Annotated in this window: 22 protein-coding genes; 13 read left to right on the top strand and 9 right to left on the bottom strand. The window is 66.1% G+C overall.

What is annotated here, in order from left to right; genetic code table 11:
• The first annotated feature begins 21 nt into the window (after positions 1–21).
• A complete protein-coding gene (locus KDW55_RS22650) occupies positions 22–219 on the top strand; it encodes a hypothetical protein (protein ID WP_040140903.1) in 198 nt (65 codons plus the stop codon).
• On the top strand, positions 216–1,613 hold the full coding sequence (gene dbpA, locus KDW55_RS22645) for an ATP-dependent RNA helicase DbpA (protein WP_069242537.1): 1,398 nt from the start codon (positions 216–218) through the stop codon (positions 1,611–1,613). The genes KDW55_RS22650 and dbpA overlap by 4 nt, the downstream gene beginning before the upstream one ends.
• A gap of 38 nt (positions 1,614–1,651) precedes the next feature.
• Here the strand turns inward: dbpA and KDW55_RS22640 are convergent, their stop codons facing one another.
• A complete protein-coding gene (locus KDW55_RS22640) occupies positions 1,652–2,476 on the bottom strand; it encodes a PhnD/SsuA/transferrin family substrate-binding protein (RefSeq protein WP_212161108.1) in 825 nt (274 codons plus the stop codon).
• Between the two features lie 285 nt (positions 2,477–2,761).
• Here KDW55_RS22640 and KDW55_RS22635 point away from each other — a divergent pair, with 285 nt between their 5' ends.
• Together KDW55_RS22635 and KDW55_RS22630 are read left to right on the top strand one after the other, a co-directional pair.
• Positions 2,762–3,787, top strand: coding sequence for a fatty acid desaturase (locus KDW55_RS22635; RefSeq protein WP_212161109.1), 1,026 nt, complete (start codon positions 2,762–2,764; stop codon positions 3,785–3,787).
• Positions 3,788–4,012: 225 nt separating this feature from the next.
• Positions 4,013–5,221 carry a benzoate/H(+) symporter BenE family transporter gene (locus tag KDW55_RS22630; protein WP_212198042.1) on the top strand — a complete coding sequence of 403 codons (1,209 nt, stop codon included), beginning with the start codon at positions 4,013–4,015 and terminating at the stop codon, positions 5,219–5,221.
• Between the two features lie 151 nt (positions 5,222–5,372).
• On the opposite strand, the gene KDW55_RS22625 is transcribed toward KDW55_RS22630, so the two are convergent.
• Both KDW55_RS22625 and KDW55_RS22620 read right to left on the bottom strand, forming a co-directional pair.
• Positions 5,373–6,266: an NAD(P)H-binding protein gene (locus KDW55_RS22625; protein ID WP_212161152.1), complete on the bottom strand. Its 894-nt coding sequence runs from the start codon at positions 6,264–6,266 to the stop codon at positions 5,373–5,375.
• A 294-nt stretch (positions 6,267–6,560) separates the two neighbouring features.
• Positions 6,561–7,466 carry an AraC family transcriptional regulator gene (locus KDW55_RS22620; protein WP_059548989.1) on the bottom strand — a complete coding sequence of 302 codons (906 nt, stop codon included), beginning with the start codon at positions 7,464–7,466 and terminating at the stop codon, positions 6,561–6,563.
• Positions 7,467–7,658: 192 nt separating this feature from the next.
• Here KDW55_RS22620 and KDW55_RS22615 point away from each other — a divergent pair, with 192 nt between their 5' ends.
• A complete protein-coding gene (locus tag KDW55_RS22615; protein ID WP_212161112.1) occupies positions 7,659–7,874 on the top strand; it encodes a hypothetical protein in 216 nt (71 codons plus the stop codon).
• Between the two features lie 39 nt (positions 7,875–7,913).
• On the opposite strand, the gene KDW55_RS22610 is transcribed toward KDW55_RS22615, so the two are convergent.
• Positions 7,914–8,867, bottom strand: a complete 954-nt coding sequence (locus KDW55_RS22610) for a LysR family transcriptional regulator (protein ID WP_040139039.1) — start codon at positions 8,865–8,867, stop codon at positions 7,914–7,916.
• Positions 8,868–8,967: 100 nt separating this feature from the next.
• On the opposite strand from KDW55_RS22610, the gene KDW55_RS22605 reads away from it, so the two are divergent.
• The 7 genes from KDW55_RS22605 to KDW55_RS22575 all read left to right on the top strand — a co-directional run bounded on the left by KDW55_RS22605 (position 8,968) and on the right by KDW55_RS22575 (position 20,273).
• Complete coding sequence (locus tag KDW55_RS22605) at positions 8,968–10,326, top strand: NAD(P)/FAD-dependent oxidoreductase (protein ID WP_209822128.1); 1,359 nt, start codon at positions 8,968–8,970, stop codon at positions 10,324–10,326.
• A 325-nt stretch (positions 10,327–10,651) separates the two neighbouring features.
• Positions 10,652–11,086, top strand: a complete 435-nt coding sequence (locus KDW55_RS22600; RefSeq protein ID WP_212161114.1) for a phosphatase — start codon at positions 10,652–10,654, stop codon at positions 11,084–11,086.
• Positions 11,087–11,683: 597 nt separating this feature from the next.
• Complete coding sequence (locus KDW55_RS29510) at positions 11,684–12,208, top strand: hypothetical protein (RefSeq protein ID WP_226209186.1); 525 nt, start codon at positions 11,684–11,686, stop codon at positions 12,206–12,208.
• A gap of 454 nt (positions 12,209–12,662) precedes the next feature.
• On the top strand, positions 12,663–14,309 hold the full coding sequence (locus tag KDW55_RS22590; RefSeq protein ID WP_212161115.1) for an EAL domain-containing protein: 1,647 nt from the start codon (positions 12,663–12,665) through the stop codon (positions 14,307–14,309).
• 358 nt (positions 14,310–14,667) lie between these two features.
• Positions 14,668–16,260: an ATP-binding protein gene (locus tag KDW55_RS22585; protein WP_069242529.1), complete on the top strand. Its 1,593-nt coding sequence runs from the start codon at positions 14,668–14,670 to the stop codon at positions 16,258–16,260.
• 384 nt (positions 16,261–16,644) lie between these two features.
• Positions 16,645–19,014, top strand: a complete 2,370-nt coding sequence (locus KDW55_RS22580) for a DNA polymerase II (RefSeq protein ID WP_209822125.1) — start codon at positions 16,645–16,647, stop codon at positions 19,012–19,014.
• A gap of 137 nt (positions 19,015–19,151) precedes the next feature.
• Entirely contained in the window at positions 19,152–20,273 is a 1,122-nt protein-coding gene (locus tag KDW55_RS22575) for a J domain-containing protein (protein WP_212161116.1), read from the top strand.
• A 15-nt stretch (positions 20,274–20,288) separates the two neighbouring features.
• Here the strand turns inward: KDW55_RS22575 and KDW55_RS22570 are convergent, their stop codons facing one another.
• From KDW55_RS22570 to KDW55_RS22550, 5 genes are all read right to left on the bottom strand, one after another.
• The gene (locus tag KDW55_RS22570) at positions 20,289–21,194 is read right to left on the bottom strand and encodes a LysR family transcriptional regulator (RefSeq protein ID WP_059548972.1); all 906 of its coding nucleotides are present in this window, start codon (positions 21,192–21,194) and stop codon (positions 20,289–20,291) included.
• Between the two features lie 32 nt (positions 21,195–21,226).
• On the bottom strand, positions 21,227–22,471 hold the full coding sequence (locus KDW55_RS22565; RefSeq protein WP_040139029.1) for an acyl-CoA dehydrogenase family protein: 1,245 nt from the start codon (positions 22,469–22,471) through the stop codon (positions 21,227–21,229).
• Positions 22,472–22,505: 34 nt separating this feature from the next.
• On the bottom strand, positions 22,506–23,270 hold the full coding sequence (locus KDW55_RS22560; protein ID WP_069242525.1) for an SDR family oxidoreductase: 765 nt from the start codon (positions 23,268–23,270) through the stop codon (positions 22,506–22,508).
• Positions 23,271–23,346: 76 nt separating this feature from the next.
• On the bottom strand, positions 23,347–24,378 hold the full coding sequence (locus KDW55_RS22555; protein ID WP_069243473.1) for a phosphotransferase: 1,032 nt from the start codon (positions 24,376–24,378) through the stop codon (positions 23,347–23,349).
• A 20-nt stretch (positions 24,379–24,398) separates the two neighbouring features.
• Positions 24,399–25,073: a histidine phosphatase family protein gene (locus KDW55_RS22550; RefSeq protein WP_069242524.1), complete on the bottom strand. Its 675-nt coding sequence runs from the start codon at positions 25,071–25,073 to the stop codon at positions 24,399–24,401.
• A 218-nt stretch (positions 25,074–25,291) separates the two neighbouring features.
• Between KDW55_RS22550 and KDW55_RS22545 the strand changes: the two genes are divergently transcribed.
• A complete protein-coding gene (locus KDW55_RS22545) occupies positions 25,292–25,447 on the top strand; it encodes a DUF3309 family protein (protein ID WP_040139026.1) in 156 nt (51 codons plus the stop codon).
• Positions 25,448–25,470 lie beyond the last annotated feature (23 nt).

The following is a 25,470-nucleotide window of genomic DNA, read 5'->3' as shown; positions in this document are numbered from 1 at the left end:
GAATTCAGCTGGAGAATGACCGTGTTTACCTGCCGAAACCAGAGCTGCGGCACGCAGTGGGAGACGTCCGACGTCGTCATCAAGGACGAGGGCCAGGGGCTGCTGTTCCGCTGCCCGCTCTGCGGCGCCCGCAACTATCTCGAGCGCTTCGAGGACGACGAAGGCAATGTCGTCTACGAGCAGATGGAAGGCCGCCCCTACCTCGGAGACCTGTCTTGACGCAACCGACCGCCACGCCGTTCAGCGCGCTGCCGCTGACGCCCGCCGCGCTCGCGAACCTCGCGCAGCTCGGCTATGTCGACATGACGCCGATTCAGGCCGCGAGCCTGCCGATCGCGCTCGCCGGCCATGACCTGATCGCGCAGGCGAAGACGGGCAGCGGCAAGACCGCCGCGTTCTCGCTCGCGCTGCTCGCGCGCCTCGACGCGCGCCGCTTCGACGTGCAGGCGATGATCCTGTGCCCGACGCGCGAACTCGCCGACCAGGTCGCACAGGAAGTGCGCCGCCTCGCGCGCGCAGAAGAAAACGTGAAGGTGCTGACGCTGTGCGGCGGCACGCCGATGCGCCCGCAGGCGCAGAGCCTCGAACACGGCGCGCACATCGTCGTCGGCACGCCGGGCCGCATCATGGATCACCTCGACCGCGGCAACCTGAAGCTCGATGCGCTCAACACGCTCGTGCTCGACGAAGCCGACCGGATGCTCGACATGGGCTTCTTCGACGACATCGCGAAGGTCGCGCGGCTGTGCCCGACCACGCGCCAGACGCTGCTGTTCTCGGCGACCTATCCGGACGGCATCGCGAAGCTGAGTCAGCAATTCCTGCGCAATCCGAAGGAAGTGAAGCTCGAGGAGCGCCACGACAACAGCAAGATCCGCCAGCGCTTCTACGAAGTGACGGAAACCGAGCGGCTGCACGCGGTCGGCCAGCTGCTGAATCACTACCGGCCGATCAGCACGATCGCATTCTGCAACACCAAGCAGCAATGCCGCGACCTGCTCGACGTGCTGCACGCGCAGGGGTTCCATGCGCTCGCGCTGCACGGCGAACTCGAACAGCGCGAACGGGACCAGGTGCTGATCCAGTTCGCGAACCGCAGCTGCTCGGTACTGGTCGCAACCGACGTCGCCGCGCGCGGGCTCGACATCGCGCAGCTTGAAGCGGTGATCAACGTGGACGTGACGCCCGACCCCGAAGTGCACGTGCACCGCATCGGCCGCACTGGCCGCGCGGATCAGGAAGGCTGGGCGCTGAGCCTCGCCAGCATGGACGAGATGGGCCGGGTCGGCGCGATCGAGCAGGCGCAGAAGCGCGAGGTCGAATGGCATTCGCTCGCGGAACTGAAGCCGACCGGCACCGACACGCTGCTGCCGCCGATGGAAACGCTGCAGATTCTCGGCGGCCGCAAGGACAAAATCCGCCCGGGCGACGTGCTCGGCGCGCTGACCGGCGACGCCGGGTTCGACGGCAAGCAGATCGGCAAGATCAACGTGACCGAGTTCTCGACCTATGTCGCGATCGAGCGCGGCGTCGCGCGCGATGCGCTGCGCAAGCTCAATGCGGGGAAGATCAAGGGCAAGCGGGTCAAGGTCCGGTTGATGGACGACGAGTGATCGCAAGCGGTGCGGCCGTCACGGCGGCCGCGCCGCCTTTACGCCAGCTCGGGATATCCGTGCGCGGCGGCGTCGCGCGCGAGCCGCTCGATCGCGTCGTATGCACTCGGCAGCAATCGTGCGAAGCCCTTCAGCCGCAGCTCCACCGCCCGTTCCGCATCGACCGCGACTGCATGGTCGAGTGCATCCTGCAACGCCTCCACCCGACTTTCCTCTAGCGTCTTCGACGCAATGAGCGGCAACCCCGGCGCCGAAGCCGTCGCGCCGATGACGCGGATCCCGTTCAACCATTCCGGCAGCGCGTCGCGCACATACGCGAACGTCACGCAGTCGATCGCCGCGCAGTCGGCATCGCCGTCGGCCAGCGCGCGCAACACGTTCGCGTGCGAGCCGAACGACTGTACCGAACCGAAGAAACGGCCGCCGGACGCATGCGGCGCAACCGCGTGCCGCAACGCGTTCATCCCGCTGTGCGAATCCGCGCCGTTGAATGCAGCGCGCAATCCTCGACAGGCTGCCAGCGTCGTCGCGCCTTCCGCATGCACGTGCGCCGACACGACCAGCACGCTGCTGTAGCACGCACCGTCGCAGCCGGGCGCATCGAAGGCCGGCGTTGCAATCAGGTGCACGGCATCGCGCAAGCCGAGCATCCGGTACGGATAACCGCACGTCTGCGATAACAGCAGATCGTTGCGCCGCCACAGTGCGTGCAGATCCCCGAACGGCTCGTCGAGCAGCGCCACGCCGCCGGGGCCACCGGTGCGCTCGAACGCAGCGAGCGCGTCATGCAGTAGCGCGCGCCACAGCGCGGCGTGGCGCGGCGTCACGTTGTACATCGGCAGGGCGGCGATCCATTGGCTCATGCGCGCATTCTACGCATCGATCCCGGATTCGACGAGGACGGTTCGGGCATTTCGCGCCGAATCCGGCTTCCAGTCGCGGCTTCCCATGCTTATCGACCGCGCAGCGATAAGCAAATGCAAATTGCTTGGTTGGCGCGACCGACCGGCACGGTTAGCGTTCCAGTATCGCGATCGTCTTGCGCGAGTCGCGATACCCGTCGGCCAATCGCATCGCGTCCTGCACCAGGGCGCGATCGTCCGCTGTCCGTATCACCCGTACCGCCCGATTTGTCCCGCCTGAGCATCATGGCCGAATACTTCGACGTCGACCACGCGCGCGCGATCGCTACGCTCGGCGCCCGCCTCACCGCCCGCACCGAGTGGCCGACCTGGCTGCTGGTTATCGCGATCTACGGCGGCTGGCTCGCCGTGCCGCTGCTCGTGCGTCGCGCGCACTTGTCGCTCGGAGCCGCAACACCGCTGCTGATCGTGCTGGGCGCGTGGCACATGTCGTTGCAACACGAACTGCTGCACGGCCATCCCACGCGCTCCGCGTTCGTGAACCGGTTGCTCGGCTTTCCGCCGCTGACGATCTGGTATCCGTACACCCTCTATCGCGACACACATCTCGATCATCACCGTGACGAGGATCTCACCGTTCCCGGCGTCGATCCTGAATCGAACTACGTATCGCGTGCACAGTGGGGGCGATTGCCGACCTGGCGCCGTGCGCTCGTCGTTGCGCGCACAACCTTCATCGGACGATTCGTATTCGGGCCGCCGACGAGCATCGCTGCGATGTTCGCCGACGCATTGCGCACGTTCCGGCGCGGCGACTTCCGCTATTTGCCGATGTGGGTGACGCACGCCGTATGCGCGGTCGCGCTGCTCGCGTGGCTGCAGCGGGAAATCGGCGTACCGTGGTGGTACTACCTGCTCGCGGTCACATGGCCGGCGCTGTCGATCGCGATGATCCGTTCGCTGTTCGAGCATCGCGCCGCGCGACATCCGAAGGCTCGCATCGTGATCAACGAGGCCGGCCTCGCGATGCGGCTGCTGTACCTGAACAACAACTATCACCTCGTTCATCACGACCTGCCGAAGCTGCCGTGGTACGACCTGCCGCGCGCGTACCGGATGCGGCGCGACGCGTATGCGGAAAAATGCGGCGGCTTCGTGATTCGCGGCGGCTATCGCGAACTGCTGACCCGCCATGCGTGGACACCGACCGACGCACCGGTGCATCCGTTCGACCACGGCACCGCGTCGCTGTCGACCGGGAGAGGCGTGAAGGTCGCCGCAGTCGACGGTTGCCTGCAGATCAGTACGTGAACCGATCGCTCCGTTTTGCTTCGCCGTGAAGCCGCCCGTTCCGTTGGCGGCGTTCGCATGGCCGCGACGCAGATTTCGCGCGCGCTCCTTACGAAAACCTGACAGCGAAGCAAGATCGGCGAATTGCCAATTGCGCCGGCAATGTCCAGAATGACCGCTCGTCCGGAGCTTGCGACAACGGTTCGCGCCGGGTCCCGCGGCCGCGCCGCCCTTCCCCATACGACGATGCAACCGAATCCCTCGCCCGGCGCAATTCGCTCGATGGGCAACGACTGGTCCGTCTCCGCGATCACCGCCGGCTTTCTGGCGGTGCTGATTTCGTATGCGGGCCCGCTCGCGATTTTCTTCCAGGCGTCACAGGCCGCGCATGCGTCCAACGAAATGGTCACGTCATGGGTCTGGGCGATTTCGATCGGCGCCGGCGTGTCGGGGCTGTTCGCGAGCTGGAAACTGAAAGTGCCGGTCGTGACCGCGTGGTCGGCGCCCGGCACCGCGCTGCTCGTCGGCCTCTTTCCGCAATTGACGCTCAACCAGGCCGTCGGCGCATACATCACCGCTGCGCTGATCATCCTCGCGATCGGCGTCACCGGCTATTTCGATCGGCTTGTCCGGCACATTCCGCGCGGCCTCGCATGCGGGATGATGGCCGGCATCCTGCTGCCGTTCGGCATGCATGCGTTCCTGGCCACGACCGCGCAGCCGGTGCTCGGCTTCGGGATGATCGCCGCGTACGTGCTCTTCAGGCGCCTCCTGCCGCGCTACAGCATTGTGCTCGTGCTGCTGACGGGCGCCGCGCTCGCGACGCTGCTCGGGATGACGCACGTCGGCAACGTGACGCCGAGCTTCGCGCGGCCGATCTTCATCGCGCCAGAGTGGACGCTCGGCACCACACTCAGCCTCGCGCTGCCGCTCGTCGTCGTGAGTCTTACCGGCCAGTTCCTGCCGGGGATGACGATCCTGCGCGTGTCCGGCTATCACACGAGCGCGCGGCCGATCATCGCGGCAACCGGCGTGATGTCGCTCGTCGTCGCGTGCTTCGGCGGAATCACGATCGTGGTCGCGGCGATCACGGCCGCGCTGTGCACCGGCAAGGATTCGCACGAGGATCCGGATCGCCGCTACGTCGCAGGCATCGCGAGCGGCGCGATTTATCTGATCGGCGGCTTCTTTGCGGGGACGATCGTCACACTGTTCTTCGCGCTGCCGAAAGCGTTCGTCGCGATCCTCGCCGGACTTGCGCTAATTGGCGCGATCGGCGCGAACGTGCACGGGATCTTCGAGGACGAAGACCATCGCGAAGCGTCGGTGATCACGTTTCTCGCGACCGCGTCGGGGATGACGTGGCTCGGGCTCGGTTCGGCGTTCTGGGGGATCGCGATCGGATCGGTTTCGTATGCGGTGTTGAGCAGGGTAAGGGCGCGGCGGGCGAACTGAGCGGGTGCAACGTCTGCCCTCACACGGGCACCGAGCCGCATAAGTGCCGTCAGAACGCGATCGGGCCATGCACGCGTCGGCAGATCCTGCGCGTGCCGACCTGGTCTATCGATATCGACGCATGATCGACGCCGCGCGCATCGGGCTCGCATTACGCGTGCGCCGCACGCGCGCGCACCAGCGCAGCGAACGCCTCCGCCGGCCCGGTCTCACCATGAACCTGCTCCGACACGCCGGCCTCTACATCGATCTGCCCGGCGTTGTGCGCGTCGTACAGATCGACGATCAGTTGCGCATGACGTTCGCTGAGCCCGGCGCGCAACAGCGTCGCGGTCCAGGCGTCGCGCGGAAGCGCTTGCGCGACGATCCGTCGACCCGCCGCCGCGCCGAGCATGTCCGCGATGTCCTGCACGCTCACGCGCTGCGGCCCCTCCACGCTGACGATACGCAGCCCGCTTCCGGATTCGGCCCGATCCGCCAGTAACCGCGCTGCCGCGATCCCGACATCGGGCGCCCAGACCGCCGGGAATACCTTGTCGACCGGGTGATGAAAGCTCGGCAGCACGCCGGTTGCGAGCGCAACCGGCAGCACACGCGCCCAGTTTTGCAAGTGCTCGGCCGAGCGGAGCAGCGTGAGCCGCGTCGGAACAGTCTTCAGCTCTTCTTCCAGACGACGAAAGAGCCGCGTGATGCCCGTGTTGCCGTCACGCTCCGCGCCATAGTCCGACAGCGCAAGTAGCGCCCGAGGCGGGTTCGCCGCGAGGGCGCCCGTCACGACGTCGATCGTGTGGGTCATCGTCGCGGCCGGGTCGCTGTCGGCGTCAGGCACCGGACACAGCATTTGCACGGCCTGCGCGCCGTCGATCGCCGCAGCGACCGCACGTGCGTCGGCGAGGTCGGCGATCGCGACGTCGCAGCCGAGTTGCGCGAAGCGCTCGCGCTGGCGTGCGTCGCGCAATACGGCGCGCACGGGTTGGCCTGCGTGACGCAGTGCCGTCACGGTCGACAAGCCGACGTTGCCGGATGCTCCGAATATCACGAACACGATCCGCTCCCGGGGGATGAAGGTGACGTGATTGTCGGCGCTCACGGCCGACGCGACGCACACGGATGGATGATCCGGACAGGAACGGATGACGGAACAGCAGGCTTGCGCGCCGCGTGCGGCCGGCCGGGGCATTTCATCGGCAAGCCGTCGGAAGATGGCGTCCGTGCCCGGGCCCGCCTTCACCGCACACATCGACGCGCGGGGAACGATGCGCGCCGGACATATCGCCGATCGCGGATGGATCAGCCAAGCGCCCGCCGACGCCGTGCATCGATCGTGTTCAACGGCCGATCAATCGTCGTTACCGCCGTATGCGAGCCTCAGCCCGCCGCGCGCGCCGGAGCGCGCGATCTCGGTTGGCGTCGCGCCCAGCACGCGGTTCATCCAGTTCGCCATGTGACTCTGATGCGCAAAGCCGGCTTCGAGCGCGATCTGGCTGATGCTCAGACGCCCCTCGAGCAACAACGTCTTCGCGCGCTCGACGCGGCGCCGCACGACATACTGATGCACCGGCATCCCGAGCGTCTCGCGAAACAGCACCTTGAAGTGCGGCACGCTGATCGACACGAGCGCCGCGAGTTCGGCCAGCGTCATCCGCCGTTCCAGATTGGCCTCGACATAGTCGATCACGCGCGCGGCGGCCTTCGGCGCAAGCGTGCGCCTGCGCTCGCGGAACGCCGGCTGGCTGTCGACGAGCCGCGCGACGAGCGCCGTGCACAGGCTCTCCGCATAGAGCGGATCCGAGGCGTCTTCCGCTTCGAGCTCCGCGGCCATCGCCCAAGCGATGTGCTGCAGCCGGGGATCGCGCACCTGCAGCCGCCGGCGGATCTGCGCCTGCGCCGGCTTCAATTCGAGTTGCTCGAACGTGCGCCGCACGAAGGTGTCGCTGAGCGCGATGTGCAAGATCCGGCAATCGGCGCTGTCGGTCCACTGGCCCGGCAGGCCGGCGGGAATCACGTCGACGTCGCCGTGCGCCTGGATGCGCGACACGCGCTCGCCGTCGCACACGCAATCCGCGCGAACCGGCGAGCCGATATGCACGCCGATGCGGTGATGGTCGGCAGCCGGAATCCGGTAGGTGCCCGCGCGGATCTGCAGCAGCGACGCACCGAAACCGCGCCAGCCGAGCCCGCGGCTGGAGCGCAGGCTGACCGGCACGCCGTTGTCGGCCGGCGCCGCGAGAATCGGATCGCTCATGGTTCCCCTCCACCAGATCGGGTGTCGAACGCGCATTGTGACGCTTTTTCGGCGCACTTGCCGAACCCGCGCGCCCGCTGCGGCACCGGCCCGAAAAAGATCATCCGTTTTTGCTCACGCCGATCCGGGCATGCGCGCCGGCGGCCGCCGATACGCGTACGCTGGCTTCATCCGACACCTACGGAGCCTGCCATGCCCGATTGCTGCCCGCGTCGCGCGCCGTTCACCGCACCGCCGCCGTCGCGCGCGACGCCTGCCACGTCACGTCCGCGCGCGCTTTCCGATTCCCGTTTAGCGCGCATCCGCGGTGCAGTTGCCGGATGGTGCCTTCGCACGATCGGCTGGTACCGGCTCGAGCGGCTGCTCGCGTCGATTCCCGACAGCAACGACGATTTCGGCATCGCGTGAGCCGGAAAACGCCCCGGGGCACACGCAAATCTCGTCCAGCTACTTCCGACGCCGCTCGTGCGGCGTTACCGATGCGCCGTCGATCACCGGCGCGCCCTGCCTGATCAGAAAATCGCGGAACAGCCCCGTCACCTGCGAGATGCGCCGGTCGGCGAGCGTGATCACGTACCACTCGCGCACGATCGGGTTGCCGGCAAACGGCAGCTGGCCAAGCAGTCCGGTACGCAGTTCGAGTGCACACGCGTGCAACGACAGGAACGCGACGCCGAGGCCCGCTTCTGCCATCTGCTTGATCGCCTCGTTGCTCGACAGTTCGGATCCCACATGGAAGCGGTAGCCGGCCGTCTTGAACAGACTCTCGACGGTCGAGCGCGTGCCGGCGCCGCGCTCGCGCACGAGCAGATGCGCCGATTCGAGATCCTTCAGCGCGACGCGCTTGCGCTGCATCAGCGGATGGCCCGGCGCGGCGACGAACACCATCGGATGCTTCGCGAACTCGACCGCATGCGTGCGCAGTTCTTTCGGTGCGCTGCCCATCACCGCGAGATCGATTTCATGCGTCGCGAGCATGCGGATGATGTCGTCGCGATTGCCGACCTTGAAATACGTCTTCACGTGCGGACGCGTCGCGGTGAATTTCACAAGCAGCGGCGGAATCAGGTACTCGGCCGTCGTGATCGCACCGATCCGCAAGGTGCCGCCGAGATCGCCGGTCAGCGCCGCCACTTCGTCGCCCGCCTCGCTCCACAGATGGAGGATCTCGCGCGCATACCGCGCGACGATTTCGCCGGCGGCGGTCAACTGCACGCCGCGCCCCACCCGCTGCAGCAGCGCCGCGCCCACGGCCTCTTCGAGGAGGCGGACCTGCAGCGAAACCGCCGGCTGCGTCAGGTTCAGCTCCTCGGCGGCACGCGACACGCTGCCCAGCCGCGCGATCATGTCCAGCGCCTTCAGTTGCCGAAACGTCGCAGTCTTTCCTATAAGTGAATACATATGAGTCGCTTATAAACATTAAATTGTTCGCGTAGGTTCGAAACTATATCGTCGGTTCTTGAGCAATGTCATCCGAATCGTCATCAGCGGGAGCCACAACATGGACACCATCACGCCTACCCTTGCCACGGAGCGCGCAGCGCGCGCGCCGCGCATCGTGATCGTCGGCGGCGGCGCCGGCGGCCTGCAGCTCGCCACGCGCCTCGGCGACACGGTCGGACGCCGCGGACAAGCCGACGTCGTGCTCGTCGACCGCTATCCGACGCACTTCTGGAAGCCGCTGCTGCATGAAGCCGCATCGGGCCATCGCGACCCGGCATCCCACACGATCGAATACGCTGCGCAGGCGAAGCGCCACGGCTTCCGCTTCGTGCAGGGCGCGTTGGAGCGGGTCGACCGCGCAGCCCGCACGGCGACGATCGCCGCGGTCCATGATGCGGACGGCACGGAGATCCTGCCGCAGCGCGAACTTGGCTACGACGATCTCGTGCTGGCCGTCGGCAGCGTGACGAACTTCTTCAACGTGCCGGGCGCCGCGCGCCACGCCTTGCCGCTGGAGAACCTGGATCAGGCGGAGGACTTCCGTCGCAAGTTCCTCGCGGCGTGCACGAAGGCGAACCATGCGGCCGAGCAGCAGCCCGCACGACGCGCCGCACCGATCTGCATCAACGTGATCGGCGCGGGCGCGACGGGCGTCGAACTGGCTGCGGCGCTGCGTCACGCGATCCAGCAGCTGACGACGTATCGCTTCAAGGCGCTCGTATCGGCGCGCGACGTGCACATCCGGCTGATCGAAGGCGGCCCGCGGATTCTGCCGGCGCTCGACGCGCGGCTGTCGGCGAAGATGCACGCGCAATTGCGCACGCTGAACGTCGACGTGCTGACGGATACGCGCGTCGCGGAAGTCGGCGCGGAAGCGGTCACGACGGCAACCGGCGAGCGGCTGCCGAGCGACATCACGATCTGGGCGGCCGGCGTCGCGGGCCCCGCGATCCTGCGGGAACTGGGGGACATCGCGCTCAACCGGTCGAACCAGGTGATCGTGACCGATACGTTGCAAACGCCTGACGATCCGCACGTGTATGCGTTCGGCGACTGCGCCGCATGCCCGTCGGCCGACGCGAGCGGATTCCTGCCGCCGCGCGCGCAGGTCGCGCACCAGCAGGCCGTGTATCTGGGCGATGCGCTCGCGCGCCGCCTCGCCGGCAAGCCCGTCGCGCGCTTCACGTTCCGCGATGCGGGCACCGTCGTGTCGCTCGGCCACGCTGGCGCCGTGTATCAAGGCGATCTCGGCATGCGTTCCCGCTCGTTGATCGTCGACGGGCTGGCCGCGATCGGCCTGTACAAGTTCCTGTACCGCAAGCATCTGTTCAGCGTGTACGGGCTCAAGCGCGCGCTGTTCCAGTCGCTGAGCCACTGGCTGCAAAGCCGCAACCAGCCGTCGATCAAGCTGCACTGAGTCGCGGCCGATACGCGGCGCCTTCGTCACGGCATATCGGGCACGTCTCGCCCGATATGCCGTTTTTATGTCCGCGCATGGACGGTGCATTCGTATCGTGCGCGTTTCTGGTGCATCGCATTGAAGCGAGTCGATACGACATACAACGCGCGCGATCCGCGCATCGCGCCGTAACCCGCGCGCACTCGGGCTGGGTGCATGACTCATTAGCCGGAGCGTATGAGTCACATATAAATATTAATTAGTCGTATTTTCGGGATCGACGCTAAGGTGTGTGGCATTCCCGTCCGCGAACGGATCGTCACGTGTCAGGAGAGGAATCACCGTGGTCATTGAAGCCATCGTCACCCGTCTCGATGCCGCATTCGCGCAGATCGAGGCGACACCGGATTCACATGAATCGCGCAATCAGCGCGATGCGATCATCCAGTGGCTCGACAGCGCAGCGGAGCAAGGATATCGGCTCGGCCTCGTCACGACGCTGCCGGCCGCCCGGCTCAGCGACATGTTCGAAGGCCAGTTCGGCCGCGCTAACCTCGACCGCTTCTCGGTCGTCGTGACGGACGCTCATCAGCAGGACTCCATGGCAAGGCAGCATCCGTTCGACGTCGCGCTGCAGGCGCTGGGCGTGCCGCCCGAGCGCGCGGTAGCCGTGGCAAGCAGCGAACCCGAGCGTCGCGAAGCGGAGACGTTCGGCCTTTCGCGATGCGTGCGCATCAGCGATACGGTGCGCTCGATCGCCTCGGCGGACCTGCACTGATCGTCGCGCGTTCGTCCGGGCCGGGTCGCACCGGCCACCTGACGCACGCCCGCGAAGCTGCGCTTCGCGCATGCTTGCTTGCCGCTCAATGCTGAACTGGCGTGCTCGCGCGTGCGAGCGGGTTCGCCTTCGGCTGCGCGGCGACGCGAGCCTTTGTCGTGGCGACCGCCGCATGTTGAACCGTGGGCGCCTTTGCGCTGGCGGTTGCCGGCTGCGATTTTGTCCGGGCCGTCGCGTGGGCACGTGCGACGGCCGGCATGTTCGGCTTCGAGCGAACGCGGTGCAGCGCGGGTTTCACGGCGACCGCATGGCTCGCTGCGACAGGCGCTCGCCTGGTTTGTTCGGCGTATGTCTTGACATCATGGTCGCTCATCCACGATTCGGTGTATGCGGCCGATGCCGGATGCGACAGCATGAAACAGGCAATCGATGCGACGAGAAAAGCACGAATATGCGTGCGACGATTGAATGCGGTAATGACGGATGCTCCTTGCGATCTGGCCTGACGCGCGGTGTCGGCGCGGTCGTGGCCGCACGATAAATGACGGCATTCGCGATCGCAAGCGTTCAAACGGCCAGTCGAACGATTCTTAACGTTTGAAACATCACGTGCGCATTTGGTCTGTTGCCGCGCGATCTCGCAGCAGCCGCACGGCCGATAACGGTCGCGGCCCGCGAATTTCGTGCACGCTTGAAACGGCATCGTTCAAGTGTGGCATCCGCCGGCCGTTAAACCTCGAATGCAGATCCGTTGCGAACCGCGAACTCCGATCCGGCGACGATGTCGAACCAGCATCGTCGGAGAGCGCCATGAAACACGCCGTATCGTTCGCGATCCTGATTCTGTTCGCTGCTGCGAGCTTGCCGGCCGCTGCCGGCACGACCATCGGCGGCACCGCCACGCAGGCACCGCAGCAGTTGAAAAACTGCGTGCCGTCGCGTACGTCGTCCGGCAACACGTCCGACACCCGCGGTGCATCGAAAGCCCCGCCGATTCGCGTATGTGCAGGCGATTCCGACACGCAGCTGAACCTGCCGTGGTTCATCACCGACGTACTCACCGCCGTGGATACGCATCAGTCACCGCGCGACTTGCTCCGCAAAATGCGCGACGACTTCTGAACCGGCGCCGCCCGGCACCCCGCATCTGCCCGACACGCCCGTCAGCAAAAGCCGCTCCGCGCGCTGCTGAACATCGCTGGCGCCGATTCGGCGCCCCGGCGAGCTTGGTCGCTGGAGGTGACGTGCTACGCAAATATTTCCTGTTGAGCATCAATCGACCGCCGACACCATTTGTTGAATATTGTTATTTCGTAATCGAGCATCACGGCATATACTTGCCGCGCACCCTCCTCGTGCCAAGAGACGGTGTCTTGGATCCCGACCGTACAACGATGCGGTCGGGGTTTTTTTCGATGTGCGACGCCAATATACATGCATAATCGATGTATGTTAGGGAGAAACGCATCGACCTCGACGATTCCGCCGCGATGCCGCGTCATACGATGCGCGAGCGTGGAGTCGTCCCGCGCGCCAATTGCGGCGCGCATTACCGTGCCCCGGCCAGGTACGGCGAATGCTTCGCGTCCATCCATCGACCGGTTCGACCTGCATTCCCATGCGTACAACAACAAATACGACCCGAGGAACCTCCACGCCGACGCCGGGCTCGAAGCCGGCATTCGAGCGCAGCGGCGTGTGGCCGCATATCGTCTTGCTCGTTACCGTGGTCGCCTGCATGCTGGTGCTCGTGCTGGCGCTCATCGTGGCCGAGCGTCTGGCGCGCCAATCGGTTGCACGGCACGAACGGGTTGTAGCAAACGACATCGTCGTCTCCGTCAATCACATCCTCGACGGGATTCGCTCGCGGCATCCGGACGAATTGAATGCGCTGGTCGGCCGACCGTGCACGGCGATCTTCCGCACGCTGGCCGAAATCGGCACGCACCTGCGGTATCTACGCGCGGTCGCGCTCGCCAACGACGGCCGCGTCACGTGTTCGTCGGCGCTCGGGCCGATCGACGTGCCGCTCGACGCATACCTGCACGCTCCGGAGCCGGGAATGACGGCCGTCGCGCTGATTCCGCAAACGCCGTTTCAGCGTCAAACGCCGGTGCTCGCGGCATTTCGCGCGACTGCCCCCCGCTCGGGCGTGCTCTACCTGGTCGAAGGCGACTATGTCGCGGACATGCTCGCGCACGGCACGCGCTTCGGTGCGGAAACGGCCACGCTGACGGTCGACGGCGCGGGCGGCATCGATCAGCATGGCGGGTTCGTGCCGCCGTTCGGCGCTGCGCCGAACGGCGGCAGCGCGATCGCTTCGCGTACGTGGCCGTTTACGGTGTCCGTTACGTCGTCGCAGTCGTACGTATCGCAAGTGACCCGGCACTATCGGCTGACCTGCATCACGATCGCACTGCTGCTGAACGGGCTTGTCGCCGTGACCTACCTGCTCGCGATGGCGCCGCGCCGGCTGCTGCTGAAGGCCGTACGCAATGCACTGAACCGCAACGAATTCCATGTCGTGTATCAGCCGATCGTCGACGTGCGCACGCGACGCACCGTCGGCGTCGAGGCGCTGCTGCGCTGGCAGCACCCGAAATGGGGATCCATCAGCCCGGCCGTGTTCGTCCCGCAGGTCGAATCGAGCGCGATTCTGCCGAAGATCACCGAATTCGTGCTGCGCACGGCCGTCGCGGAGTTGACCGACATCGCACCGCCGATGCCGCTGCGCATCGCGATCAATATCGCGCCGAAGGATCTGGAACGGCCGCGCTTCGCATCGATCGTCGAAGACGCGATTCGCCGGCTTCCGCCAGGCTTCACGCTGGTGCTCGAAGTGACCGAGCGCATCATGCTCGAAAAGAATGCGCGCACCACGGCGCTCTTTGCCGCACTGCGCGCGGCCGGCGCGAAATTCGCGATCGACGACTTCGGCACGCATCACAGCAATCTCGACATGCTGTCGCGCTTTCCGTTCGACTACGTGAAAATCGATCGCCAGTTCATCTCACAGCTGACGACGGGCAACGCGCGGCTCATCGAAGGGATCGCCGCGCTCGCGCACCACTACGGCCTCAAGATCATTGCCGAAGGCGTCGAAACGGAAGAGCAGCACCGCGCGCTGCATGCGGTCGGCATCCAGTATGCGCAGGGCTATCTGTATCAGCGGCCGCAACGCGCGGAACACCTGAAGCGGGACGGCATCGCGATGCCGGTCTGAGCGACGCCCGGCGCGCCGCGCATCGCGGCAGCGGGATCGATTCGGCGATGTCGCGTCGGCAACGTCACGCGAATGCTCGAACATTGACGCCCACCGTCAGCGCCGCGCGCAAAGGCCGCGCATTGCCGCGCCGAACGGTTCCATCAACGTCCGTCACGCATGCCGGCCTGTGCCATTCGCATAAACCTTGCCGCCGCGTGTCCGCGTCGCGGCACGCCGCAATGAGGGCGCGTCCGCTTTGCTTCGCCGCTTCCGCGGCGCTCTTCTTTTCCGATCCCGATCGACGCACGACCGAGCATGAACCCCTGGCGCTGTCATGGAATTCGCAGCGCAATAGCTACGTAGAACGAGTTCTCCGATGACGCCAGACCAGCCGCTCCCCCCCGTTTCGAATCATCAGCCGGCCGCGCACGACCAGCCGCTGCTCGACCGTTTCGCCGAATTCCGCTTCCAGACGGTCGTCGCCTCGATCACCGACTACGCGGTATTCATGCTCGACCCGCACGGCAACGTCGCGACGTGGAATACCGGTGCGGAACGCATCAAGGGATACCGCGGGGACGAGATCATCGGCACCCATTTTTCGCGCTTCTATCCGGCAGATGCGGTCGCCGCCGGCGTACCCGCGCATGCGCTCGAGGCAGCAGCGGCATACGGCCACTTCCAGGACGAAAACTGGCGCTTGCGCAAGGACGGGTCGCGCTTCTGGGCCAGCGTGACCATCACCGCCGTGCGCGACGAGTCGAACGAGCTGCGCGGTTTCATCAAGATCACGCGGGACATGACGGAGCGCAAGCGCGTCGAGGAACTCGAGACGGCCACGCGACGGCTGGACGTCTTCATCGCGACGCTCGCGCACGAATTGCGCAACCAGCTCGCGCCGCTGCGGCATACGATCGGGATCCTGCACAGCCTGCCGCCGTCCGAACTGGGTCCCACGCTCACGCAATGCAAGGACATCGCCGATCGCCAGATCGGCCAACTGGTGCGGCTCGTCGACGATCTGCTCGACATTGGCCGCATCAAGTCCGACAAGGTCGAACTGAAGAAGGCGCCGCTGAACGTACGCGATATCGTCTATCGCAGCGTGCAGGGCATTCAGCCGAAAGTCGATGCGCGCGGCCAGCAGATTTTCGTGCGGCTGCCGCCGGCGCCCGTGATCGTGAACGGCGACGACGCGCGCCTCGTGCAGGTGCTATACAACCTGCTCGACAACGCGTCGAAGTATTCCGCGAACGGCGAGCGCATCGAAATCCACGTGCGCACCGAGGCAGATGCGGCGGCGATCGATGTGGTCGATCGCGGGATCGGCATCGTGCCCGGCGCGCAGGAGTCGATCTTCGACCTGTTCGAACAACAGAGCGGCGCGGGACGCTACGCGGCCGGCGGGCTCGGCGTGGGCCTCGCGATTTGCCGGAAATTCGTCGAACTGCACGAAGGCAGCATCACGGCGCACAGCGCAGGCATCGGCAAGGGATCGTCGTTTACCGTTCGGCTGCCGATCGCGCGGCAGCACGAAGGTGTGGACTCGAGACCGGCTCCGCCGATTGCTTCGGCAGCGCACCCGTTGCGAATCCTGATCGTCGACGACAATCACGAAGCGGCCGATACGCTCGGCATCCTGCTGCAGATCAAAGGGCACACGACCCGCGTCGCATACCACGCGCGCGAGGCGTTGCCGCTGGCGCGCGAGTTCGCGCCGCACCTGATGCTGATCGATTTGAGCATGCCCGACGTTACCGGGTTCGAGCTGCTGCACGAGTTGAAGGCGACCGGCGCCGCGCCTGATGCGATGTATGTCGCGCTGTCCGGCCACGTGCGTTCGTCGGATCGCAAGGATACCGAAGACGCCGGCTTCCACGATCATTTCGCGAAGCCGATTCCGATCGATTCGCTCGACGGCTTGCTTGCGCGGGTCGAGGACGATGCGCGGCGCCGCGGCACGCTTTGACGATGCGCGCGCCCATTGCGATCCTGCTGCGCGCCGCGCATTGGCATCTGCATACCGGCAGTATCGTCACGGGCGGGAACGTACCGGCGCGCATCCCGCACGACGCGCGCCGCGGTGATCGAATTCCCGGATGGACAAGACACAACGGCGACGCTGTCGCCGCTCGAAGGCAACGCACACGAACTTGCTGCCGACGGATACGTCACCTCCGTGCGCCATCCGGTCACCGTGCGCCGCCGACGCGTTCGTGCGGTCGACCATTCCCGCACCGCGGCGCGGGGCGCGGCGACTTCCTGCCGCCTGATGCCATCGACGCCGCGTTCGGCGGGATCGGGGCGCAGGCGCTAAAATCCGCGGCCTGGGCATCCACGACGAGCAAGCGTTTTGACGGAGTTCGAGCAGGGTTTCATTCTCACCCGCCACTGGCGGGACACCGCATCCGGCATCGAGATCGAGTTCTGGCTGGCAACCGAACACGGCCCGCGCCGCGTACGGCTGCGCCCGCAGGAAGCCGTCGCGTTCGTGCCGGCCGACCAGCAGGCGCTCGCCGAACACGCGCTGGCCGGCGAACGCGATGCCGAGTTGCGCCCGCTCGCGCTACGCGACTTCCGGCAGCGCCCCGTCGTCGGACTCTACTGCCGCCGCTATCGCCATCTGTCCGGGCTGCAGAAACGCCTGTCGGCAGCCGGCATCGACGTCTATGAAGCCGACATCCAGCCGCCCGACCGCTACACGATGGAGCGCTTCATCACCGCACCCGTGCTGTTTCGCGGCACGGCGAGCCGCGACGGCACGCTCGTCGACGGCGAACTGAAACCCGCGACCGGCTATCGTCCGACGCTGCGCTGCGTGTCGCTCGACATCGAGACGAGCGTGCACGGCGAGCTCTATTCGATCGCGCTCGAAGGCTGCGGGCAGCGGCAGGTCTACATGCTCGGGCCGCCGAACGGCGACGCGCGGCGCGGGATCGACTTCCGCCTCGACTACTGCGACAGCCGCGCCGAGATCCTCACGCGGCTCAACGACTGGTTCGCGGAACACGATCCCGATGCGGTGATCGGCTGGAACCTCGTACAGTTCGATCTGCGCATCCTGCATGCGCACGCAGAGCAATATGGCGTGCCGCTGAAGCTCGGGCGCGACGGCAGCGTGCTCGAGTGCCGCGCGCACGGCCAGCAGCCCGACCACTTCTTCGCGGGCGCGGCCGGCCGCCTGATCCTCGACGGCATCGACATGCTGAAATCGGCGACGTGGACGTTCCCGTCGTTCAGCCTCGAATACGTGTCGCAGTCGCTGCTCGGCGAAGGCAAGTCGATCGACAATCCGTATCAGCGGATGGACGAGATCCAGCGGCGCTTCGATCACGACAAGCCCGCGCTCGCACACTACAACCTGAAGGACTGCGAACTCGTCACGCGCATCTTCGACAAGGCCGACCTGCTGTCGTTCGCGCTTGAACGCGCGACCGTCACCGGCCTGGCGGCCGATCGGACCGGCGGCTCGGTCGCCGCGTTCACGCACTTGTACCTGCCGCGCATGCATCGGCTCGGGTATGTCGCGCCGAACCTCGGCGACGTCGTCGGACAGAACAGCCCCGGCGGCTTCGTGATGGATTCGCGGCCCGGCCTGTACGACTCGGTGCTCGTGTTCGATTACAAGAGCCTCTATCCGTCGATCATCCGCACGTTCCTGATCGATCCTGCCGGGCTCATCGAAGGGCTCGCGCATCCGGGCGACGATGCGTCCGTGCCCGGCTTTCTTGGCGCGCGCTTCTCGCGCACCGCGCATTGCCTGCCCGACATCGTGCGGCGCGTGTCGGAAGGCCGCGACGAAGCGAAACGGCAACGCAACGCGCCGCTGTCGCAGGCACTCAAGATCATCATGAACTCGTTCTACGGCGTGCTCGGCTCGACCGGCTGCCGGTTCTTCGATCCGCGCCTTGCGTCGTCGATCACGATGCGCGGCCACGAGATCATGCACCGGACGCGCGAGCTGATCGAGGCGCAGGGTTACGAAGTGATCTACGGCGACACCGATTCGACGTTCGTGTGGCTCGGCCGCGAGCACGACGACGACGCAGCGGCCGCGAAGGGGCGCGCACTCGTCGAACACGTGAATCACTGGTGGCGCACGCATCTGCGCGATCGCTTCGGGCTCGAAAGCGCGCTCGAACTTCAATACGAGCGCCATTACCGCCGCTTCCTGATGCCGACCGTGCGCGGAGCGGAGGAAGGCAGCAAGAAGCGTTACGCCGGCCTCGCTCGCGCGGCGAACGGCGGCGACGATCTCGTATTCAAGGGGCTCGAAACGGTGCGCACCGACTGGACGCCGCTCGCGCAGGAATTTCAGCGCGAGCTGTACCGGCGCGTGTTCAAGCGCGAGCCGTACCAGGATTTCATTCGCGACTACGTGCGGCGCACGCTCGCCGGCGAATACGATGCGCAACTGATCTACCGCAAGCGGCTGCGGCGGCCATTGAGCGAATACCAACGCAACGTGCCGCCACACGTGCGCGCCGCGCGAATCGCGGACGAGTTCAACCACGCGCACGGCCGGCCGCTGCAATATCAGCGCGGCGGCTGGATCAGCTACGTGATCACGACGGCCGGCCCGGAGCCGCTCGAAACGATGCGCTCGCCGATCGACTACGCGTTCTACGTGAGTCGCCAGTTGCAGCCGGTTGCCGACGCGATCCTGCCGTTCCTGCGCGACGACTTCGAACGCGTGATTTCAGGGCAAGGGCAGTTGTTCTGACGCCAACGGCCGGCCCGCGCCCGGCTTGCGGCGCGCCGCTTGAAGCCGGGACGTAAACGGCCACCGTGCCGGCAGCACGCCCGTCCAGCTAAAATACCGCGCTGCCGCGCCTCCCGCCGCGGCCGGAGGACACTCACATGACCGCACGTCGCGGTGCCGCGGTCACGATCGCGCCCGGTCACGAGACAGCCAGCCTGTCCCAGGCCCAGAAAACGTTCAACACGCTCGTCAAGCACATCGAAAAGCGGCGCGAGCGGCTCGGCGCGTGGGAAGCGGTAACGCCGGCGTTCCAGAAGAAGTTCGTCGACACGCTGCTGCCGCTCGAACGGGAATCGACGGCGCTGCGGATCAAACTGATCCAGCTGCTTGACGACGCGTTCCTGCGGAAAGGCTTGAGCAAGGCCGAGCAACGCACGCTGTCGGACCTGATCGCCGACATGGCCGGCGACTTGCTGAACGTCAGCGACGACCCGGCGCTAAAGGCCGTCTACGACCGGCATCGCGCGGTCGAGCACGGCGGCAACGCGGCAATCGATGCCGAACCGGCAAAGCCGGCGCCTGACGCGGATCCGAAACCGGCCGCGGATCTGGACTCGCTGTCTCCCGACGAACTCGCCGCGCGGATGCAAGCGGAACTCGACGCGCAGTTCGAACGCGACATGGCCGCTCACGCGGCCCGCGAAGCGCAGCGCGCGCAACGCAAGAAAGCGCCGAAGCAATCGGCGGCACAGGCCCGGATCGAAGCCGAGCGGGCCGAATCGAACAAATCGATCCGCGCGATCTATCGCAAGCTCGCGAGCGCGCTGCATCCCGATCGCGAATCCGATCCGAACGAACAGGCTCGCAAGACCGCGCTGATGCAGCGCGTCAATCACGCTTACGACAACGGCAAACTGCTGCAGCTGCTGGAATTGCAACTGGAGATCGAACAGATCGACCGGCGTGCGATCGACGGCCTCAGCGAAGCCCGACTGATGCGCTACAACGGGATCCTCGACGAACAGCTGCGCGAACTGGATCAGGAGCTTCAGCACGTCGAGAACGATTTCCGGCGCACCTACGGCATCGCTTCATCCACCAAGGTCGCACCCGACACCGTGATGCGGATGCTCGCGCGCGACATCGCCGGCATGCAGCGCAGCAACCAGGATCTGGCCGTCGCGCTGCGAGAATTCGAGGATCCGGACAACGTCCGCCAATGGGTGAAGGACATGAAGCGGCGGCCTGCATCGTCACGCTTCGACGACGACGCGTATTGACTGGCCGCGCATGCGTCACCGCACGTCGCCGATGCCGCCCATCAGCATCATCAACTGCTCGCGCAGCCATTGGCTGCCCTGATCCTGATCGGCGCTGCGATGCCAGTAGCAGAAATATTCGAGCGCCGGCATCTCGAACGGCAGTTCGAGAATCCGCGCCGGATAGCGCTGCAGCAGCCGGAGCGGCGCGGTCAGCGCAAGATCGCTGCGCATCGCGATCAGCGGCGCGACCATGTAATGCTGCACGCGCATCTGGATCGTGCGGCGCAGCCCGAGCCGCGTCAGCTCCGCATCGACATGCCCGCTGCCCTTGCGGCGGCTCGACACGTGGATGTGCCCCATCGACAGATAGTCGTCCATGGTCAGCGTGTCGCCGTCGAACGGATGGTCGTCGCGGATCATGCACGCGTAGCGGTCGCGCACGAGCAGCGCCTGGTGCAGGTGCGGATCGCCGATCAGCGGCGCGTCGATCGCGATGTCGACGGAGCCGTTCGCGAGCGCGGTGGCCACTTCGCGGCGGTCCATCGTGTAGCTGCGCACGTGCATGCCGGGTGCGTGCGCGAGCAACAGCTCGCCGAGTGCCGGCAGAAGCAGCGCTTCGGTCAGGTCGCTCATGCTCAAGCGGAACACGCGCTCGGACGACGCCGGATCGAACACGTCGCCTTCGTGCGCGCTCGAATCGAGCAGTTGCAGCGCTTCGCGCACGCGGCCGACAATGTTCTCGGCCAGCGGCGTCGGCATCATCCCGCCCGGTGTGCTGACGAACAGCGGATCGTTCAGTGTCTTGCGCAGCCGCGCCAGCGCGTTGCTGACGGCCGGCTGCGTGAGGTTCAGCACCTCCGCCGCGCGCGTCAGGTTGCGCTTGTTGTAGATCGCGTCGAACACGACGAACAGGTTCAGATCGATCTTGGATAGCCGCATCGCCGGATCTCCTGGAGCCCACGCCGCGCCGCTCAACCGCGCGGCGGCCGCGTCAGGTACGGTTCCGTCGAGCCGCGCACCGCGTCCTTGATCTCCATCCGTGCAATCGCCTGCAGGTGCACTTCGTCCGGACCGTCCGCGAAGCGCAGCGCGCGGCCCCAGGTCCACAGATCGGCGAGCGGCGTGTCGGGGCTCAGACCCATCGCGCCGAACACCTGCATCGCGCGGTCGCACACGTCGGTGTACACGGTCGGCACGAGCGCCTTGATCATCGAAATTTCCTTGCGCGCCGCCTTCGCACCGACCTTGTCGATCATCCATGCGGCCTTCAGCACGAGCAGCCGCGCCTGGTCGATCTCGATGCGCGAGCGGGCGATCCATTCGCCGATCGTGCCGTGCCGGTTCAGCGGCTTGCCGAACGCCTCGCGCGACTGCGCGCGGTCGATCATCAGTTCAAGCGCGAGTTCCGCCGCGCCGATCGAGCGCATGCAATGATGGATGCGGCCCGGGCCGAGGCGCGCCTGCGCGAGCGCGAAACCGCTGCCTTCTTCGCCGAGCAGGTTGCGCGCCGGCACGCGCACGTTGTCGAACGTGATTTCGCAGTGACCTTCCGGTGCATGGTGATTGACAACCGTGATGTTGCGCACGACGGTAACGCCCGGTGTGTCGCGCGGCACGAGGATCATGCTCTGCTGCCGGTGCGATTCCGCTTGCGGATCGGTCTTGCCCATCACGATGAAGATCTTGCAGTTCGGGTGCGCGGCGTTCGTAATGAACCACTTGCGGCCGTTGATCACGTAGTCGTCGCCGTCGCGCTCGATGCGCGTCGTGATGTTGGTCGCGTCCGACGATGCGACGTCGGGCTCCGTCATCGCGAACGCCGAACGAATCTCGCCGCGCAACAGCGGCAGCAGCCACTGTTCGCGCTGCTCGGGCGTCGCGAACATGTGCAGCAACTCCATGTTGCCGGTGTCCGGCGCGTTACAGTTGAACACCTCCGACGCCCAGCTCACGCGGCCCATGATCTCTGCGAGCGGCGCATATTCGAGATTGGTCAGCCCCGTGCCCGGCTCGTCGTCTTTCAGGTGCGGCAGGAACAGATTCCACAGTCCCTCGCCCTTTGCGCGTTCCTTCAGCGCTTCCATGAACGACACGGGATACTGCCCCGCATGCACTTCGTCGTTCCACTGCCGGATGCGCGGCACGACGTGCGCGTCCATGAATGCACGCACGCGTTCGCGCAGTTCTTCTACTTTGGGGGTGTAGCCAAAGTCCATGATCGACTCCTCGAGATTCCGTGTTTCCGTTCGTTCAGATCGTCAGGCCGCCGTCGACGACGATGCATTCGCCGGTCGTGTAGCTCGCCGCATCCGACACGAGATACAGCACGGTGCCGGCCATCTCGCGCGGCTCCGCGTGGCGGCGCAGCGGAATCCTGGTCATCCAGGTTTCGTAGATGTCCTTGTCGGCGAACAGCGCGCCCGCGAATTTGGTCTTCGTGAGGCCCGGCAGCAGCGCGTTCACGCGGATGCCCAGCGGCCCGCATTCCTTCGCGAACGCCTTCGTCATGTTGACGACCGCGGCCTTCGTGATCGAGTAGATGCCCTGCCGGTCGCCCGGCTGCAACGCATTCACCGACGCAGTGTTGACGATCGCGCCGCCGCCCTGCGCCTTCATCAGCTTGCCGGCTTCGACCGACATGAAGAAGTAGCCGCGAATGTTCACGTCGACGGTCTTCTCGTACGCGGCGAGATCGGTGTCGAGGATGTGCCCGAAATACGGGTTCGCGGCCGCGTTGTTCACGAGGATGTCGAGCCGGCCGTGCCTGGCGCGGATCGCCTCGAACGTCGCGGCGATGTCCTCCAGACGCCCGACGTGGCACGCGAGCGCCTCCGCGCGGCCGCCCGTCGCGACGATCGCATCTGCGACCGCCTGGCAGTCGTCGAGCTTGCGGCTCGACACGATCACGTGCGCGCCCTGCTGCGCGAGCAGCTTCGCTATCTCCTCGCCGATGCCGCGGCTCGCGCCCGTCACCAGCGCGATCTTGCCCGTCAGGTCGAACAGGTTCGTTGCCATGTTGCTGTGCTCCTCCATTGATGTGTTGTCGTGTCGCGGCCGCGCGACGCTGGCGACGCTGCCGATGTCCGCGCGTTCAGCGATGCGGGTCGATCACGCCGACGGCCATCTCGGCCAGCCGGCCGGCCATTGCGCCGACGCGCAGCGCTTGCTCGCTCGATGCGTTGCCTTGCAGCGCACGCGCCTTCACGCCTTGCGCGATCGCGGCGAGCCGGAAGAAGCTGAACGCGAGATAGAAATGCCAGTCGCGAATCGGCTCGATCCCGCGCAGTTCGCAATAGCGGGCGACGATCGCCGCTTCATCCGGAATCCCGAGTTCCGCGCGATTCTGGCCCGCGAGACCGCGCACCTGCCCGCCCGACGGCAGCCGCAGGCACATGCAAAAATATGCGAGATCGGCGAGCGGGTTGCCGAGCGTCGACAGTTCCCAGTCGAGCACGGCCTGCACGCGATAGTCGTCGCGCGCGAACATCAGGTTGTCGATCCTGAAGTCGCCGTGCACGAGCGCGGGGCGGCCCGTGTCGTCCGGGCAGGCTTTCGGCAACCAGTCGATCAGCGCCTCCATCGCATCGAGGCGTTCCGTCTCCGCCGCGCGATACTGCTTCGTCCACACGCCGATCTGGCGCTCGAAGTAGTTGCCCGGGCGGCCGTAGTCGGCAAGACCGACCGCGTCGACGTCCACGTCGTGCAGCGCGGCCATCGTGCGGAGCAGCGCGTCGTAGCAAAGCGCGCGATCGGCCTTCGGCAACTCCGGCAGCGCCGGGTCCCAAAAGATCCGGCCGTCCTCGAAGCTCATCACGTAGAACAGGCTGCCGATCACGTCGCGGTCTTCGCACAGGTGATACGGACGCGCGACCGGCACCGCGGTGCCCGACAGCGCGCTCAGCACGCGGAATTCGCGATCGACAGCATGCGCGGACTTCAGCAGCTCGCCGGGCGGCTGGCGGCGCAGCACATAGCGGCCGCTCTTCGCGTGCAGCAGAAACGTCGGGTTCGACTGGCCGCCGGCAAATTTCTCCATGTCGAGCGGGCCTTCGAAACCCGGCACGTGCGCTTCCAGATAGCGCGTGAGGCGGGCTGCGTCGAGGGGTTGGGAAGCGTTTGTCATCGTCGCGATCGTTCGTAGGATCAGCCGTACGTGCGCCATGCATGTCGTTCGGGATCCTCGAGATGCGGGATGCCGTTGAACGACGCCAGGTGGAACGCGTCGGCGTTGAAGAAAAACTGCGAAAGACTGCTGTTGCGGATCTGCAGGTTCAGCGCGATCGCGCTCGACGGCGGTGCGGCAAGCACTTGCTGCACGGTCACCGCGATCGGGCCGCCCGAACTCACCGCGAGCACGCGCTGGCTGCCGCCGGTGCGGATCGCGGCGCGCGCGTCCGCCACGCGCCGCTGGAAGTTCGCCCAGGTTTCGGGCGCGGCGTTGCCAAGCTTGTCGTCGGCCCACAAGTGCAGCACCTGCCGCAGCGCGCGAAAATGCTCCTTCATCGAGCCGCCCGCGAGCCGCGCAATCTCCGGATAATCGCTCGCCGCGGCGGCGAACAACCCGTGGAAGTCGTATTCGTTCAGGCCCGGATGGCGATCGACGTGCACGCCTTTGCTGCCCATTCCGCGCAGGATCGCGGCAATCGTCTGCGCATGCCGGTTCATCGTCCCGCAAATCACGCGGTCGAACGTCAGCCCCTGCCGCGCGAAGTATTCGCCGAGCCACGCGCCCTGCTGCTCGCCGGCGGCGGACAACCGGTCGTAATCGTCCGTGCCGAACGACGCCTGCCCATGCCGTACCAGAAAGAGTTCAGCCATTTGCCTGCCTGCCGCGTGAGGAAACCGAAGACCCAGCATAGCGACCCGGTCCGCATTTTTGAAATTTATTTTCTGAATCGTTCAGTATTCATCCTGTGAATTGGCAAGTTGGAGCGTATTCAGACAATGCGCTTGCAGTTCCTTTCGGCATCTCCGCGTCGCGGCACGCGAATTGCGACATTCGCCCCCGTCATGTCACCACGTTCAGGAGGGATGCGATGCTCGGTACGATTCTTATCATCGTTCTGATTCTGCTGCTCATTGGAGCGTTTCCGGCGTGGCCGCACAGCCGCGAGTGGGGCTACTGGCCGTCGGGCGGCCTCGGGCTGGTCGTCGTCATCGTCGTGATACTGGTGCTGATGGGGCGGATCTGACGGCTTCCACCACCGGCAGGCGG

Origin of the sequence: Burkholderia sp. AU19243 (genome assembly GCF_018148075.1) — a bacterium.
Taxonomy (GTDB): domain Bacteria; phylum Pseudomonadota; class Gammaproteobacteria; order Burkholderiales; family Burkholderiaceae; genus Burkholderia; species Burkholderia latens_A.
Note: the sequence above shows the minus strand (reverse complement) of the source record. Positions and strands in the feature narration are given on the sequence as shown.